Source organism: Paenibacillus sp. FSL H7-0331, from assembly GCF_001956045.1.
In genome coordinates this window covers 231,461-247,829 of record NZ_MRTH01000006.1, presented here as the reverse complement: position 1 = coordinate 247,829, position 16,369 = coordinate 231,461, and the positions used below count along the sequence as shown (strand labels likewise).

Genomic DNA, 16,369 nt, shown 5'->3' with positions numbered 1-16,369 from the left:
TAGTTAGCACAACAAAAAGACGCCCATTGCTGAGCGCCCTTTTTACTGCGTGAAATCTTATATTAATGCTCTGCCCAGCTGTCCAGGTACAGCTTTTGCTCGTCAGTCAGCGTGTCGATCGTTACATTCATCGAAGCCAGCTTATAGCGTGCAACTTGCTCATCCAGCTCATAAGGAACATTAACAACCTTTTTACCAATGGAATTGTAGTTGTCGTTCACATATTTCAAAGACATCGCCTGAAGTGCAAACGTCATGTCCATAATTTCTGCCGGATGACCGTCGCCTGCTGCCAGATTGACCAAACGTCCTTCAGCGATCAAATAAAATTTGCGTCCGTCTTTGAGCTTGTATTCTTCGATGTTGCGACGAACTGTACGTTTGGATTCGGAAAGCTCGTCAAGCTCTGGCTTGTTAATTTCAATGTCAAAATGGCCTGCATTGGACAAGATTGCGCCGTCCTTCATAACCTTGTAATGCTCGCCGCGGATAACATCACGATTACCTGTAACTGTAACGAAGAAATCGCCGACTTTGGCTGCTTCTTCCATCGACATAACAGCAAATCCGTCCATATAAGCTTCAACCGCACGAATGCCATCAATTTCAGTTACAACCACGTTAGCGCCCAATCCTTTGGCACGCATAGCAACACCTTTACCGCACCAGCCGTAACCTACTACAACAACCGTTTTACCGGCAACAACCAGATTCGTTGTACGATTAATGCCATCCCATACGGATTGACCTGTACCGTAACGGTTATCAAACAAATATTTGCAATAAGCATCGTTAACCGCAATCATAGGGAACTGCAGCTTATCTTCTTTTTCCATTGCTTTCAAACGCAAAATACCAGTCGTTGTTTCTTCAGCTCCGCCGCGCACGTTTTTCAGCAGATCCTTACGCTCGGAATGCAGCATGGAAACCAGATCCCCACCATCATCGATGATCAGGTCAGGTTCTGTTTCCAACGTCTTGATCAATAGCTCTTTGTATTCCTTAGGATCTGGATTGTACTTGGCAAATACGGTGATACCGTCTTCTACCAAAGCTGCACATACATCATCTTGTGTTGATAACGGATTGCTACCGCAAATCGCTACTTCGGCACCGCCTGCTTTTACAACCTTGGCCAAATAAGCCGTTTTCGCTTCCAAATGCAGAGAAATCGCTACTTTTAATCCTTTGAACGGCTGTTCTTTCTCGAATTGCTCTCTAATACGGTTCAAAACCGGCATGTGGGCGTTAACCCATTCGATTTTCAAATGTCCTTCCGGTGCTAAAGCCAGATCTTTAATAATACTGCGTTCTTTCGTATTCATTGTTATTCCTCCTTCAAAGTATGGGCAAAAGTATGTTACATATAAAGAATCTTGTGTTTGCCATCGGGCTTCAAATCACTGTTTACAATTTCATACAGCCATGAATCACCATATTTATTAAGATATGAAAAAATGTTATACACCCGTTCCTGTGGTTTTCCCATCGGGACGACTGACAAACCGATTCGCTGGAAATGACGTAGCGAAGCATCGAACTGCGCACGTGCTCCATCACTGGCTTTTTGCTCCAGAAAATGGATTTGTTCAATAATTTTACCCATGTTGGTTTCTCCAAGCTTGCCGATACCTGGGTTAATCCCCCCAATCAGTTCAACCAAAGGCTGGTAGCCTTCGACAAAACGGGCTCTCACCTCGGCAAAACGCTCCTCAAGCTTGAGTGTATCCTGAGAACGCAGCCACTCCTCCTGCTTATCCTCCAGATGGTATAACACATCCTCCAGGGTAAGACCGAATTTGTGCATATTTTTCTGGACCGTTCCTTCCAGGATGGTGAACTCCAGCCTTGGAACGACAATCGGCATCTTGAGTCCGATCTGATGAAAGGCCTCACGCGTGATCGCCCAGTAAGCAATTTCACCAGGGCCCAACACCGTACCCAGCACAGGGAACAAATAATCCTGCATGAGCGGTCTTGTCATGACATTGTTGCTGATTCGTTCTGGTGCCGATTCCGCCCAATCCAACAGCTGCTCACGTGAATAAATGCGCTCCTTCTTACGATCGGTATAAGGACCATCGGGCCCAGCCGCATACATGAAGATTCGCTCATCATCATCCACGACGAACAGATTGGCACTGCGCTCATTCAAATCTACCTGTGACGAATAACCAAGAGCCTCCAACTTGTCTCGACCCGTCAGTACTGCCGCATTCACAGCTTCATGCTCACGAATCAGCTTGGTGAACATCGGCGATTCCAGACGTCTGAGCTGAGGATCATCGGAGTTAACCAACACCAAGCCTTGTGCACCAAACAGTTTGGCAATAATGCGTCCGAAAAAATCAACCAAGGTGTGGGATTCAGCCGCTGCGGTGCGAAGTAAATCCATCCATCCTGGTTTGAACTCAGTCGGTATCAGGGATGAATCCAACAGCTCTAGTGCCGTGGTCCATTGCTCCTGCGAGATCTTCAGGCTGCTCACTGTACTACGCTTACCGCTCGGATGCTCAATCTTGATCTTGCTGACCTGCATTTCCGGGGATAAGTAATACATATGGTTCACTTCGTCAAAATCATGATCCTCTCCCGCAATCCAAAAAACAGGAATAACCGGGCGGCCCAGCTTCTCTGAAGCCAGTCTTGCTGAGCGAATCAAGGTGATCGCCTTATAAATAACAAGGGCCTGACCGCTGAATAACCCGGCTTGCTGTCCACCTACGATACAAAGCGTCTCCTGCTGCTTCAGCTTTCCTATTGCATCCAAAGCTTCGGGAGCATTACCGATTGCTTTATTGTAACTTAGCAAAACCTCAGCGAGTTGTCCCCGGTCGGCTGCCAGAGGATTCCCGCGATCGAGCCAAGCTGCACGTTCAGCCCAAGATGATTCGTTCCAAGGATCATACTCAAATAAGTCACTTACCTTGTTATAATCTTGAACGTAATCCTCAGTTAAAGGCAGGCTGGATTTCCAATGAATCGATTCCACTTTCAACAACGGAAGCCGCCTCACTTTATTTATAATATGTATCTACTTGATTGTACACATGTTCGATGAAATCGTCAAAAGTCTGGCACGATAAATTACGACAAATTTTTAATATTTCGTTTCAAAATGGGTCGGTTTGGGGTACTTTATAGAATGATTCGATGTAAGTCACGATTCAACCATCCAATTATCCACGAAGGGAGTTATTCTTATGGTACAGGGAGTTAAAGAAACGCAGCTTCAGGAAAAGATTGTAAAAGCACTCAGTGGAAATCCGGTCTGCTCGTTCGCTACAATTGAGGGCAACAAGCCAAAGGTCCGTTACATGGCGCTTTTTAATGACAATTTAACCATCTATCTGGCTACCAATAAGAAAACACACAAAGTGGAGGAACTGCAAAAAAATCCTCATGTACACATCTTAACCGGCTTTGACGGAAAGCCATCATCCGTTATTTTGCAGGTAGAAGGAACTGCGAAGATATCTCAGAACGAAAGCCTGAAGGAAAAATTATGGCAGGACGATTTCAAGCAATATTTTGAAGGCAAACAGGACCCCAACTATGTCATTATTGAAGTAACACCCTCTCAGATAGAATATATGAATGGTGAGGGCCAGCCAGAGGTTTGGCAAGGCTAATCATAAAGGCCCGTTGCTCAAGAGAATTATTATTCTTATGAGCGACGGGCCTTATTATTTTAAGTGTATAAATGACAGGCTGTGTAATGATCGGGTTCTATTTCTTTGAATTCTGGCATGATATCTGCACACACCGACATAGCATGAGGACAACGTGTACGGAATGGACAACCGCTTGGCGGATCCAAGGGACTTGGTATTTCACCCTTCAGGATAATCCGTTCCCGCGTACGTTCGATCTGAGGATCAGGAATCGGAATAGCGGACAGCAATGACTGTGTGTAAGGGTGCAGCGGCTTCGCATACAAAGCATCAGAGGTGGTAACCTCAATGAGCTTGCCCAAATACATAACACCAATTCGATCCGATATATGCTTAACCATTGCAAGATCATGAGCAATAAACAAATAGGTCAGATTCCGTTCCTTTTGCAACCGTTTGAACAAATTAACGACCTGCGCCTGTACCGATACGTCCAGTGCCGAGATCGGCTCATCTGCAATGATAAATTGCGGATTAATCGCAAGTGCCCTCGCTATACCGATACGCTGCCGCTGACCACCGGAAAATTCATGAGGGAAACGGCTTGCATGCTCTTCATTCAAGCCTACATCCTGCAGCAGTTGAACAACACGTTCTTTCCGTTTGCTGCCTGTATATAGACGATTAATATCCATGCCTTCAGCAATGATATTTCCAACCGTCATTCGCGGATTAAGCGAAGCATAAGGATCCTGAAATACCATCTGCATCTGACTACGAAACTCCTGCAGCTGCCGACCGCGTAGAGTATGCACATGCTGCCCATTGAACAGAACTTCCCCGCCTGTAGCTTCATACAAACGAATAATGGTACGTCCGGCGGTCGATTTACCGCAGCCGGATTCACCTACCAAACCAAAAGTTTCACCACGCTTTATCGAGAAGCTTAAATCATCAACAGCCTTCAGCATCTTGCCGCCACCCATATGAAAATGCTTTTGCAATTTACGAACTTCTAATAATGGAGCACTGCTCATCGGGTAACACCTCCCGCTTCTATCGGACGTTCTACTTGTGGTGCGTCAGGATGCAGCAGCCAGCAGGCCGCAGATTGCGTGTCCGACACACTTCTATGTTCCGGATCGGTTTCTAGACAAACCTTCATCGCATAAGGGCATCTGGCTGCAAACGCACAACCAGTCGGAGGCGCGAATAAATCGGGCGGCGTTCCAGGAATAGGCACCAGGTCGCTATTTGCAGCTTGATCCAGACGAGGAACAGAACGGAGCAGCCCCCAAGTATAAGGATGCTGGGGATTGTAAAATAGCTCATCGACCGTCCCCTCCTCGACTACTTTTCCTGCGTACATGACAAGTACCCGCTGCGCCATCTCTGCTACTACACCAAGATCATGCGTAATGAGGATTATCGAAGCTTCGGTTTGCTCAGCCAGCTTTTTCATCAGCTCGATGATTTGCGCTTGTATGGTTACATCCAGCGCCGTTGTCGGCTCATCAGCGATTAACAGCTTCGGACTGCAGGCTAATGCAATCGCGATCATAACTCGCTGACGCATTCCACCTGAGAATTCATGCGGATACTGCAGCATGCGACCTTCGGGATTGGAAATACCAACAAGCTTCAAGATCTCAACTGCACGTTTATTGGCCTCTGCACCGCTTACCTTTTCATGCTTGACGATACCTTCCGTAATTTGTTTGCCAATCGTCATGGTCGGATTCAATGAGGTCATCGGGTCTTGGAAGATCATTCCGATTTCCGATCCGCGAATCGACTCCATTTGTTTATTTGAGCACGTCGTGATCTCTGTTTTCCCGTTAAATCGGATGGAACCGTCCTTAATCACACTTGGCGGCGATGGAATCAGTCTCATAATCGTTTGCGCCGTTACCGACTTGCCGCAGCCGGATTCCCCGACTATCGCAAGCACCTCACCTTTACGCAGTTCAAAGGATACACCGCGTACAGCCTGGACCTCCCCGGCATAGGTTTGGAAGGATACCCTGAGGTTCTGGACCTCCAATATTTTGTCTTTCATGGCAAGTGTCCTCCTTGATTGTGGCATCCTGCTTTATTTTCGCATTTTCGGATCAAGTGCATCGCGCAAGCCGTCCCCGAGCAGATTAAAGCTCATCAAGATAAGGCTAAAAATAACCGTCGGAAAAATAACTCTGTGCGGATACAAACGGATCGAATTCGCTCCGTCCGATAACAATGCTCCCAGGGATGCAAGCGGTACCCTTATCCCCAATCCGATAAAGCTCAAAAACGCCTCAACGAAAATAGCAGATGGAACAATAAACGTAATTTGTACAATAATAAGTCCAAGTGCATTGGGAACGAGATGCTTCAAAATAATACGTGCCCCACCTGCACCCAACGTTCGTGCTGCCAGAACATACTCCTGCTCCTTCAATGACAGCACCTGTCCTCGAACAAGTCTTGCCATCGGTACCCATCCCGTGATTGCATAAGCAATAATAATCGTTTTGAACCCGGGTCCGAGCACCACAATCAACAAGATCGAGATCAATAGGAAAGGAATCGAATAGATGATTTCAATCAATCTTTGCATCATGTCATCGACCTTACCCCCATAATAAGCAGATATGCCCCCGTACATGACACCGAACACCAGATCAAGCAGTGCCGCGGTGAGACCAATAGCTAACGAAATTCGTGTTCCCCACCATACGCGAACCCACAGGTCCCGACCAAAATCATCCGTACCAAACCAATGCGCCAACGACGGCTTTTGATTTTTAATATCATAATTTTGTGTCGCATAATCAAAATGAGACAGCAGCGGACCGGCAATCGACAGTATGGCCAACGTAATCAATGTAATCAAGCCGAACATCGCCAGCTTGTTTTTCTTAAGCCGTCTCCAGGCATCCTGCCAATAGGTCATAGAAGGTCTTACAAGGGTCTCGCGACCTGCGCTCTCCTTGACAAGAGGCTCAAACAAATCTTTTTTAGACATGTCCATTACTTGCTGCCTCCTTGAGTCAGACGAATGCGGGGATCGACGAACCCGTAAATAATATCAGTTATAAACAAGACAGCTACCAGCAAAAAGGAGTAAAAGATGGTCAGACCGGTGATCATCGTATAATCGTTGGAGTATATCGACTGAACAAAATGCTTGCCGAGTCCCGGCACGACGAAGATTTGCTCCACCACCAGCGTTCCTGTTATTAAATTGACAAAAACCGGACCCAGAACCGTGACAACTGGCAGGATCGCATTGCGAAGAGTATGACGTATGACGATCGTTCGCTGCGGCAATCCTTTGGCTTTAGCGGTTTTGATATAATCCAGGCTCAGCACATCAAGCATCGACGTTCGCATCAACCGGGCTAATATCGCAATAGTCCCAAAGGATAGTGCGATCGCAGGAAGCACCCGACTTGACGGTCCTGTCCACATCCCGGTAGGAAGCCAGCCCAGCTTCACCCCGATGAAGTAGGAGAGCAGCGGGCCCAATACAAAGGAAGGTATCGAAATACCGATAACTGCAGTGAACATCGCTCCGATATCAGCACCTTTGTTATGGTTCAAGGATGCAATAACACCTAATATGAGACCAACAATGATAGCGATCACCAGCGCCCACAGTCCTAATTCAAGCGAAGCCGGAAAGCCCTGGGCAATAATATCTGTCACCTTACGTGTAGGAAAGGCATAAGAAACTCCCAAATCACCATGGATGACATTGTTCATATATTTTAAATATTGCTGCCACAGCGGCTTATCCAAGCCATACTGTGCATAGAGCAACGTTTTTTGTTCAGCTGTGAGTTTAAGCGACTCTTCTCCGAACGGGTCCCCCGGCAAATTTTTCATCAATACAAAAGTAAACGTGACAATCACCCATAAGGTAATCACCATATAAATTAAACGCCGGCACGCATAGCGCAGCATGTTTATGGACCTCCCTAAAGTTTTCCGAAGGAAAACTGTCTTCGTAAGCATTAACCAAAGTTTTCCGTAGGAAAACTGTCTTCGTAAGCTTAGAACCCAGCAGAGGGCCGCTCCAACATTTGTTAGAATGGCCCCCTATCGAGCTAGTGAATCTGTCTAATCTTATTTAATGGAAACCCACTTCAATTCCCATTCCTTGGACATTGCCGGAAGGATCAAACCTTCTACATTGACACGCTTTGCATAAGGTCTTGTACGGAAGTAAAGCGGAACCAGCGGTGAATCGGTCATTAACAGCTTCTCGGCATCAACCAGCATCTTGGAACGTTTGGCCAAGTCAAGCTCCTTATCGGCACCCTTTACCAAATCGTCATAAGCCTTGCTATTGTACTCCATATAGTTAAATGATTTATTGTCGGACAGCCACATATCGAGGAATGTCATCGGATCGTTATAGTCAGCTCCCCATAGGCCGATCAGAGCATCAAAATTATATTCCTGCATGTTTTTCACGCGCAGTGCGAATGGCAGAGATTCTCCGGTAACATCAACGCCGAGATTTTGCTTCCATTGTGCCTGGATAAATTCAATTGTTTTCTTTGAGGTTTCCGTATCGTCGGAGGTCAGCTTAAATTTAGGCAAAGCTGTCAAATTCAGCTCCTCTAAGCCTTCAGCCAACAGTTCCTTTGCCTTGGTTGCATCAAACTTCGGCTCAGTATCTCCTGCTACTTTACGAAACTCTGTCTTGTTTCCATCCAGTACCGTACCCGGCACAAGTCCTGTTGATGGAATAGAGGAACCGCCAAGCACAACGTCGTTGAGCGCTTTACGATCTATCCCCATACCCAAGGCTTCACGTACCTTCACATTGGCAAAAGCGGGAACCTTCTTGTTTTGAAGCATGACATAAGCCGAAACGAATTCCTTTTTGAGCGTCAGCTCAGGCTTGCCTTGAAACATCTGGAACTGATCACCCTTCAGCTCGGTCAAGTCAACCTGATTTGTATCAAACATGTTAAGCGATGTGTTGGGGTCCTTGACCACATTAACCGTCACTTTGTTCAGCTTCACATTCGCTGCATCCCAGTACTTGTCATTCTTGACCATGACGAGCTGCTGCTCATGATCCCATTTCTCAAGCTTGAATGGGCCTGCACCGATCACTTTATCGGCATCCGCACCATACTTATCGCCTTGTGTTGTTACAAAATCAGGCTTTTGCGGGAAGAAGGTCGGCATGGAAAGCTGATCTGTAAAAAAGGCAACCGGACGTGCCAACGTAATTTCAAGTGTTTTGTCATCGATAGACTTTACTCCAAGTGCTGCTTTCTTGGCTTCCAGCTCCTCAGGCTTCGCTTTGTTCAACTCGGCTCCGCCTTTAATCCAAGCCAGCATAGTGGCATACTTGGCTTTCGTTGCAGGGTCCAAAGTCCGTTTGTAAGCAAATTCAAAGTCACTGGCTTTAAGCGGCGTTCCGTCCGCCCAGGTCACTCCATCGCGCAAACTGATCGTGTAAACGAGACCATCCGTGGAAATTTTCGGCAACTCCTTGGCAAGAGCAGGCTGAGGTTTCCCTTCCGCATCCAATCGGTACAGCCCTTCATTAATCGCATTCAATATCGTGAAGGTAGGATTCGTTGTGGCAATCGAGCTATCCAACGCCGGTGGCTCGGCAGTCAGATTAATTCTGAACTCCTGTGGCACCGCGGCGTTGCCCCCCGTCCCTGTCCCTCCAGCCTGATTGTTAGTATTCGTACATCCTGCCGCAACCGAACCAAACATGACTGCTGCGGTTGCAATAACCATTACCTTCTTCCATTTCATAAAACGTCCCCCTTTTAAATATTTATGTAATTTAATGGTAAATCTCTTTCGATCACAAAGAGACTTCTGATAATATCTCCATTCGCAATCGTTATCAAAACAAAATTATACAACCATGGGTTAATTAAATCTAATTGTAATTATATCCATCAACCCTAACATTCGTTGAACAAAAAAAAGAAGCCTATCCCTAGGCTCCCGTAAATAGTTCAAAATTATTCTCTTTTTTGGCTTAAATCCGAAGGACGTTCCGTTTGAAGAACTTTTTCAATGGCGTAGGATAGCTCACGATAAACATCCGTTTCCATCTGCGCTCTCAACTGGGTTTTGGCAAAAACCTCACCTTGCTGTGTGGACACATACTTGGCAGGCAGTCGATTTAATGCAATTGCCATCACATCGCCTTGCTGTTTTTCTTCAAGCACTGACGCACTGGCCTGATGCTGCATCAAATCTTTCAAGCAACCCTTCACAATATCTTCCATAAGATTATGTACTTCCACGACTGGAGTCCCCCTCTAGCTGAACAATATGTATTTACCTATACCGATACACAAAAGCAGAACATAGCTCGCTGACAAAAAAATAAACCCGAATCGCAGCAGCGTCTTCGTAATTTTCAGTGGGTTCACTTTTCCTTTTTTTCTTTCCTGCAGGTTACCTACAAGTCCGCATACAATGAGAAAAACAAGAATAGATCCCCAAAACCCTATATCCGAGTTAAACAAATATCTCGAAACGATAGAAACCGAACCAATTAAAAATAAGGTCGTAACATCAATCGCACGGTGTGTCGCTTTTCGTTTATCCCGGGATATCCAGAAGACGATCCCCCAGACCAGAAAAAATGGAACAAGTGGTATTAACGCCAAATATTTGTATACCAATTGCAGCCATTCTATCAACGCACTCATGGCAGACCACCTGCTTTATTTTATATTATTTCCATCTGTTGCTCAATCGAACGCACCATCGCATATATAACGGAATGGGTAGGAAGCTGCAGATCAAGACCGCTCGCAGCCTGTATTAATCCACCAGTAATGGCTTCGATTTCCGTTGTTCTACCTGCCATCACATCCTGCAGCATAGAAGAATGGTTATCAGCAGTTCGCTCGCAGACGAGCAGGATCTGCTCCCATAAATCGGCAGCAAGCTCTACACCCAGCCTGTCCGCCAATAACGATGCTTCATCCAGCAAGGAACGCATCAAGGGCAGTACCGCCGGAGTTCGGGGTAAAGCGCCGTTACGAACATGTAAAATAGCGGTTACCGGATTTATAACAGCATTGATTAGCAGCTTATTCCAAACCTTGCTATTGATGTTGTTCGACATCATCGAGCTAAATCCTGCATGATTCAGCAGATTTTGCAGATTCTGTACGGATTCCATCTCCATAGTTGAAGCGTTAGACAACGCAGGTCCAAGCCAGGTCGTTCCTTTCCCTGTATGTCTTACATGATGGTCTGTCTGTTTGAATGCGCCGTCTGTCGTTATAGCAATCCATATTTGCGCCAATGAATTGTAGCGGCTCAACCTATCGATATGTCCAATCCCATTTTGAAAGCATACAAGACGGGACGAAGGTATGAGCTGCTTGCTCAGTTCAAATGCCAAATCGTCCGTGATCGAGGTTTGTTTGACCATCAGCATAATCACATCAGGATCATCCGTACCAGCTTCTGGATTCATGTTATTAGAAGGCTTTACGGATTTCCGCTGTCCCAGCTCTTCCATAGCAAGAGCTGGCACTTTCAGGATAGCTCCCGTTCCTTCTGATTGCAACCCGATATCCGAAAGCTTCAGTCCCTCTGCACGAATTTGATTCGCTTGTCCGATTGTTCGCGTAACAAGCTCCACACACACTCCAGCCTGAAACAGACGCCCTGCCATTAGCATTCCCATCGCTCCGGCTCCAATAATTCTCACCTTCACCTTGATTCCCCCATTTGCCGTATCTTGTTGGCAAGTCTCGCTCTTCTTGCTTATCATAACAGACTACCAGACACAAATAAGCCCCGCAAGCATAACGCCTGCAGGGCCACTCTCAATCTATTCTTTCTAAATTGCCGTTAGCATCCATTTTAAATCGTGCCTTGTGCTCATCCTCTTCCTCTACAAGGAAGGCCAGCTTGCGAGCTCGATCCATAATTTGAATTAATGCCTTATAATCATCGTTGACTACACGATAGTCGGTTTCTACCTCATTAACCTGCTTGTTCAAAACATCATTATCTCTACGCAGTCGATCCAGCTCATCCTGTTTTTCATAAAGTTCCTTCTCCAAATGCCGGATATGGCGCGACATTTCATGGTAGCTCCCCTTCCACTGGCGAAGAAACCGTATTACCGCATCCATCGAAATCGATTCTTCGGTAAAAGGTTCATTGGACCTTCTGGCTTCTCCATGATCCAATAGCGCCGTATTGCTGCTGGATACGGAAGCGTAAGCCGTATGTTTTTTGAACTGATTTCGCTTTTGACGCTGTGTCTTGGAGATTTGTATAGCCTGCTCGTAATTTTTTCTGACATAGCTATTCCAGCGAAAGCCGCAGGCCGCGGGTGTTCTGCCTATTTTTTCGCCTACTTCCTCAAAAGCGGACAGCTGTGTGCTCCCCTCCCGTATGTGCCGTAGAGTAACCTCCGCCAAAATCAAATCATCCTCTTCGCTCCATGCATCCTGTCTAATTGCCGTCATATAATAGCAGTCCTCCCAGCTCTCGTTAATCAAGCATTCTTAAACATCCATCTATCGAATATGATACTTGGAATGCTGCATTATTTAATCTCTATGCCCATAATAGAATTCATAGAATCGTTTTCTACTATTTTGTATTGCCAATTTTGTCCACGCGCATACCTGTTAACAGCAGATCAACAATCGACCTTTTTAAATGCTGAAAATAGGATTACGCGTAACCCGTTCCCAATCTCACGATACTTCAATAAATGTTTAAATTTCGTCACGGATTGGGCGTTTACACCAATGGACTCAAAAGGTATAATGTGTAATAGTAAAGAGCCGCAGTTTGACGAATGCTGTCACTGCGATAATCTCCATCGTTTGGGGAATACTTACGAGGTCAGTTTTCTTCGAAAAGTGAATAACGAGAACAATAAGGGGGTGCAACAATGGATCGCATGTTTCGCGTTCTTGGCTTTTGGACACTCATTATCGGATTGATGGCATTAGCCGGTGGTATGATTCCAATGGCTATGATCTTTTTTGCTCAAACGGTTATCTTTATGCTTTTGGGATATTTGGGCTTATCCGAACGTACCTACATACTGCTGTTCTGGGGGTACATGATTATTTCATTTACCGGATTTACGTATTGGTCTTTCTTCAGAATGTCCATCTAATCCGCATGCACAGCATGAAAAAAGGTGAGCCGCTTTTACAGCAGCTCACCTTTTTTCAATATCAATACCTTGAACAGCTCGCTCATTTGATCGCTCAGCAGCAGTTGACGAACCGCTCGGTTCCGACGAGCCACCGGGCTGAATGGATCTGTGGAATAGGAGTCCTGCAGCTTATCCAGAAGTCCATTTTCAACTAAAAACTGTTTTTGCGTCATCAACTTCTCGGCATGCATTCCAACTTCAAGCCCCGCTCGAATGAGCGCCGTAAAATTAACATGAGCGGTCATATCCTGCTCTCCAGGTGCTGTATAAGGGTCATCCGCTGCGACATGGTTACTGTAGCACATCAAAGTTCCGTTGATCCGATGCTCACCATAAATTTCCGCGGCGCAGTCGCCATAATCAATCGCCACGATTTGCCCGCTATCCAGGTTCTGACCGACACGGGAAATCCAAGCAGGAGCTTCCAGATTGACTTCAAAACGCTGATTGTCCAGCAGTCTCACTTCCGCTTCCAAGCCTCTGATGTATGTGTCCAGCGTACTCTCGGGCTGTACTGGAAGCAACACCTCTTTAAACTGCTCCTCCGATTCGTCCCAAGCCACCCCTATTTCTTGAGCCTGCCCCTGCTTGATCTGAATTTGGTGGACAGGTAAGGCATCATGAAACTCATTGGAAAAAACGATCGCCCGCTGCCACGGCCCGCAGGCTTCCCATTCCGCTTCAGTCATCCAGCTCACCCTACCATCGGACAAGTGCTCAGCCAGCTTCTCCGCCTGCAATCTGCGATGATGCGGACTGATCTCCACGGATATATAAGAGATACGGGCATAGACATCCCCGTAACTGCGTTTCAGCTCGTCCAATAGCTGTTGGGCAAGCCCTCCGTTGCCACCGCCCCATTCTACCAATGTGAGCGACTGCGCTGCAGTTCCCCACGCTTCTTGGCTTGTCTGTCCTGCCATATATTGTGCAAGCACTTCACCCAGAAGTCCGCCTATGGAGGTACTTGTGTAAAAATCTCCGGTTTTACCGACTTTATCTCTATCGCTTGTATAATATCCAAGCTCCGGGTGGTACAAGCACAGCTCCATGTAATCCCGAAATGAAATCGCCTGCTGAGGGCTTTGTTGGATGGATTCACGAATGATTTCTTGCAGCTTATGAATGTTTGGCATGCTCCTCATCACTCCTTAGGGTCGACATATTCCAACAAAAGCTACTATTTCAACCGTAAAAAGTCAAGATTTATTTACTTCTTAAGTTTATAACAACTCTTGTGTTTGGTGACAAAGACACCTGTAGTCGTTATAATAAATAGGATAACAAATTCGTTGTATCGGAAGGAGTCTATTGTTTTGTCACTATCAGCATCAAGAACACGCAAATTGTCTGTTTATGCCTCATTTCTATTATCGCTCAGCGTTCTTTTACTAATAACCGGATGTACCGACTATAATCAGCTCAAAACCGATCTGCTGCAGGCTGTCGCCAAGCAGGAACAAGTAACAAGCTACCAATTCAAAGGCTCTATTGAACTCAAAGCTGACCCTTCACTGCTTGGAGGCGCAGCCAGTCCTTTTACCGCTGCCCTGTTCGCTTTCTTAAAAGATAGCAAAATCGACTATAATGGGTTAACCGCCTTGGAGCCTGCACAGCTGGAAGCGACCTTCAAAGTCACTCCGACCGGTGGTTCTCTTATCGATATTCCCGTGCTGATCAAGGACAACAAACTTTATTTCCGAATTCCTGCCATCAACAAGGATGACGAGTACCTCGTGTTTCCAATTACAGAAAAGTCATCAAATCCAGCTGCCGGGAGCAGTGAGGCGTTAAAGAACAGCAGTCATTTGGCTTCTACTATTCATAATCAGCTGCTTAATGGGATTAATCCAGAGTGGCTCCAAACCTACAAGGATCCTGTCACTTTGGCAGACGGTACCGTCACCAAACGAATTACACTCGACATCAATAGTAAGAACGAGCAAGCTTTTAATGATATTTGGAAGAAGGCGGTTCCCGGATTCACAGAGCTGCTGAAAAGCAATGGTCTCGCTTCAGCAGCAAATATCGATGGATGGCAATCGATGCTCAAGGAAGTGCAATTCCGTGCCCCTTCCTCATTGGAATTTCTAATCGATAACCAGGGCTTTATTCATGAGCAAAAATGGAATGTCGCCTTCACAGCTAATGGCAGCACCAATGAAAATCATCTGATATGGACACAATCGTTATCTGAATTAAATAAAGCACCCGCCTTTACAAAAGAAATCCCTGCCAAACAAAAATCACTAGAGGACCTGCTCAAGCTCGTCAAGCCAGCGCCAGCAGTCAAGAAACCATAATTAAATCTCGTCTGCCTCTTACTTCTTCTTCGGAAGAAGTATTTTTTTATCATTTTTCCCATAGAGTTATGATAATCTAAAAGTAGTGCTATTTGGAGGCACAACTAAGCGTATGCTTTCGTAGCCAGTTTTGCCTCCGGCTAAACTTTAAGGAGGAGACCATCCATGAGGCCTTGGTATCGGGCGGCCAGCATCCTGTTGTTATGCATTTGGATTGGCATTACCCCCTGCCTCCGCGTGCTCGCGGCTAACGATGAAGAGGTCAAGCTTTTACTGCAAAAGGGACTTACCGTATACGAGATTGATCAAGAGCTGGCAAGAATACAGCTTGAGGAAGCCCATATTATGAAACAAAGAACAACCAGCGAGCTTGAGCTTCAGCAGCAAACGGCCCGCTCTGAGGAGACAAAACGTCATGCCGCCAAGGTGCTGCGCGCTTATTATATGGGGGATCGCGATTCACTTTGGATGCTGCTTTTTTCCATTTCGTCTTTTAAAGATGCGATTACTACGTTTGATTATTTGCAAATGATCGTCCGGAACGACCACGAAGCCCTCAGAATGTACAGCGACAATAAGCGGCAGCTCAGCGAGCTTCAGAAAGCATTAGTCAGCTCTCAAACGACACTACAGCAAACCAAGGAACGCTACATCACTCAAAGAGCGCAAATGGTAAAACTACAACAACAGCTTGATGAGGATTTGTCCAAACAAAAGGATGCCGCCTTGATTCTCCAGCAGATGGCGCAGCTCACTTTGTCATGGAAGGAAAAAGGAATTCCGCTTTTCAAAATGTATTTTCAGGCTTTAGCCGCAGCCCTTAAGCAGCTGCCCGAAATTATTTCCGAGGATGGTAACGGCATTACAAAGCATTTAATTATTAATGGCTTTCAATATACGTTTCAAATTACGGACGATGAATTAAATCAGTTTTTAAGAACCAAAAACCCGATGTTTCAGAACATGACCTTCCGATTTACGGATACTGAGCTGGTTACGGCAGGTACACAGGATGGCATTGCCGTCTCGATTAAAGGAAAATACGAATTGTCCACCAAAGAAGAAGGTAAGGGCAAGGCTTTTATCCGTTTCAATATGACACAGCTTCAATTCAACGGATTTGATCTGCCGCGATCAACCGTCGAGGCCATGGAGCAGGAATTTGATTTGGGGATCTACCCTCAAAATCTGGCACCCTTTTTATCGGTTACGGGTCTGAAGCTTGAAGCTGGCAAGCTGAGTATTATACTGAAAATGTCGCTGTAATTATAGGAACT

The 16,369-nt window shown here is 45.9% G+C and carries 16 protein-coding genes; 4 read left to right on the top strand and 12 right to left on the bottom strand.

Features of this window, described 5'->3' with window-relative positions; translation table 11 throughout:
• Positions 1–62: 62 nt before the first annotated feature.
• Both BK127_RS11395 and bshC read right to left on the bottom strand, forming a co-directional pair.
• Positions 63–1,325, bottom strand: a complete 1,263-nt coding sequence (locus BK127_RS11395) for an adenosylhomocysteinase (protein ID WP_076230166.1) — start codon at positions 1,323–1,325, stop codon at positions 63–65.
• A 35-nt stretch (positions 1,326–1,360) separates the two neighbouring features.
• Positions 1,361–2,992 (bottom strand): bacillithiol biosynthesis cysteine-adding enzyme BshC, encoded by a 1,632-nt coding sequence (gene bshC / locus BK127_RS11390; RefSeq protein ID WP_256711272.1) that lies wholly within the window; start codon positions 2,990–2,992, stop codon positions 1,361–1,363.
• A 211-nt stretch (positions 2,993–3,203) separates the two neighbouring features.
• Here bshC and BK127_RS11385 point away from each other — a divergent pair, with 211 nt between their 5' ends.
• Complete coding sequence (locus BK127_RS11385; RefSeq protein WP_076230164.1) at positions 3,204–3,632, top strand: pyridoxamine 5'-phosphate oxidase family protein; 429 nt, start codon at positions 3,204–3,206, stop codon at positions 3,630–3,632.
• A 59-nt stretch (positions 3,633–3,691) separates the two neighbouring features.
• Here the strand turns inward: BK127_RS11385 and BK127_RS11380 are convergent, their stop codons facing one another.
• The 9 genes from BK127_RS11380 to BK127_RS11340 form a co-directional block, all read right to left on the bottom strand.
• Positions 3,692–4,651 carry an ABC transporter ATP-binding protein gene (locus BK127_RS11380; RefSeq protein WP_076230163.1) on the bottom strand — a complete coding sequence of 320 codons (960 nt, stop codon included), beginning with the start codon at positions 4,649–4,651 and terminating at the stop codon, positions 3,692–3,694.
• Positions 4,648–5,673 (bottom strand): ABC transporter ATP-binding protein, encoded by a 1,026-nt coding sequence (locus BK127_RS11375; protein WP_076230162.1) that lies wholly within the window; start codon positions 5,671–5,673, stop codon positions 4,648–4,650. The genes BK127_RS11380 and BK127_RS11375 overlap by 4 nt, the downstream gene beginning before the upstream one ends.
• A gap of 33 nt (positions 5,674–5,706) precedes the next feature.
• Positions 5,707–6,624: an ABC transporter permease gene (locus BK127_RS11370; protein ID WP_076230161.1), complete on the bottom strand. Its 918-nt coding sequence runs from the start codon at positions 6,622–6,624 to the stop codon at positions 5,707–5,709.
• On the bottom strand, positions 6,624–7,559 hold the full coding sequence (locus BK127_RS11365) for an ABC transporter permease (RefSeq protein WP_076230160.1): 936 nt from the start codon (positions 7,557–7,559) through the stop codon (positions 6,624–6,626). The genes BK127_RS11370 and BK127_RS11365 overlap by 1 nt, the downstream gene beginning before the upstream one ends.
• 162 nt (positions 7,560–7,721) lie before the next feature.
• Complete coding sequence (locus tag BK127_RS11360; protein WP_076230159.1) at positions 7,722–9,383, bottom strand: peptide ABC transporter substrate-binding protein; 1,662 nt, start codon at positions 9,381–9,383, stop codon at positions 7,722–7,724.
• A gap of 215 nt (positions 9,384–9,598) precedes the next feature.
• Positions 9,599–9,886, bottom strand: coding sequence for a late competence development ComFB family protein (locus BK127_RS11355; RefSeq protein ID WP_083689229.1), 288 nt, complete (start codon positions 9,884–9,886; stop codon positions 9,599–9,601).
• A gap of 15 nt (positions 9,887–9,901) precedes the next feature.
• On the bottom strand, positions 9,902–10,297 hold the full coding sequence (locus BK127_RS11350; protein WP_076230158.1) for a DUF3397 domain-containing protein: 396 nt from the start codon (positions 10,295–10,297) through the stop codon (positions 9,902–9,904).
• Between the two features lie 20 nt (positions 10,298–10,317).
• Positions 10,318–11,319: a ketopantoate reductase family protein gene (locus BK127_RS11345; protein WP_256711262.1), complete on the bottom strand. Its 1,002-nt coding sequence runs from the start codon at positions 11,317–11,319 to the stop codon at positions 10,318–10,320.
• A 112-nt stretch (positions 11,320–11,431) separates the two neighbouring features.
• Complete coding sequence (locus BK127_RS11340; protein ID WP_076230157.1) at positions 11,432–12,082, bottom strand: RsfA family transcriptional regulator; 651 nt, start codon at positions 12,080–12,082, stop codon at positions 11,432–11,434.
• A 434-nt stretch (positions 12,083–12,516) separates the two neighbouring features.
• Between BK127_RS11340 and BK127_RS11335 the strand changes: the two genes are divergently transcribed.
• On the top strand, positions 12,517–12,747 hold the full coding sequence (locus BK127_RS11335; RefSeq protein ID WP_076230156.1) for a DUF2626 domain-containing protein: 231 nt from the start codon (positions 12,517–12,519) through the stop codon (positions 12,745–12,747).
• A gap of 35 nt (positions 12,748–12,782) precedes the next feature.
• Here the strand turns inward: BK127_RS11335 and BK127_RS11330 are convergent, their stop codons facing one another.
• Entirely contained in the window at positions 12,783–13,925 is a 1,143-nt protein-coding gene (locus BK127_RS11330; protein WP_256711261.1) for a class I SAM-dependent methyltransferase, read from the bottom strand.
• A 180-nt stretch (positions 13,926–14,105) separates the two neighbouring features.
• Between BK127_RS11330 and BK127_RS11325 the strand changes: the two genes are divergently transcribed.
• Positions 14,106–15,092, top strand: a complete 987-nt coding sequence (locus BK127_RS11325) for a hypothetical protein (RefSeq protein ID WP_076230154.1) — start codon at positions 14,106–14,108, stop codon at positions 15,090–15,092.
• Between the two features lie 165 nt (positions 15,093–15,257).
• A complete protein-coding gene (locus BK127_RS11320; protein ID WP_076230153.1) occupies positions 15,258–16,358 on the top strand; it encodes a hypothetical protein in 1,101 nt (366 codons plus the stop codon).
• Positions 16,359–16,369 lie beyond the last annotated feature (11 nt).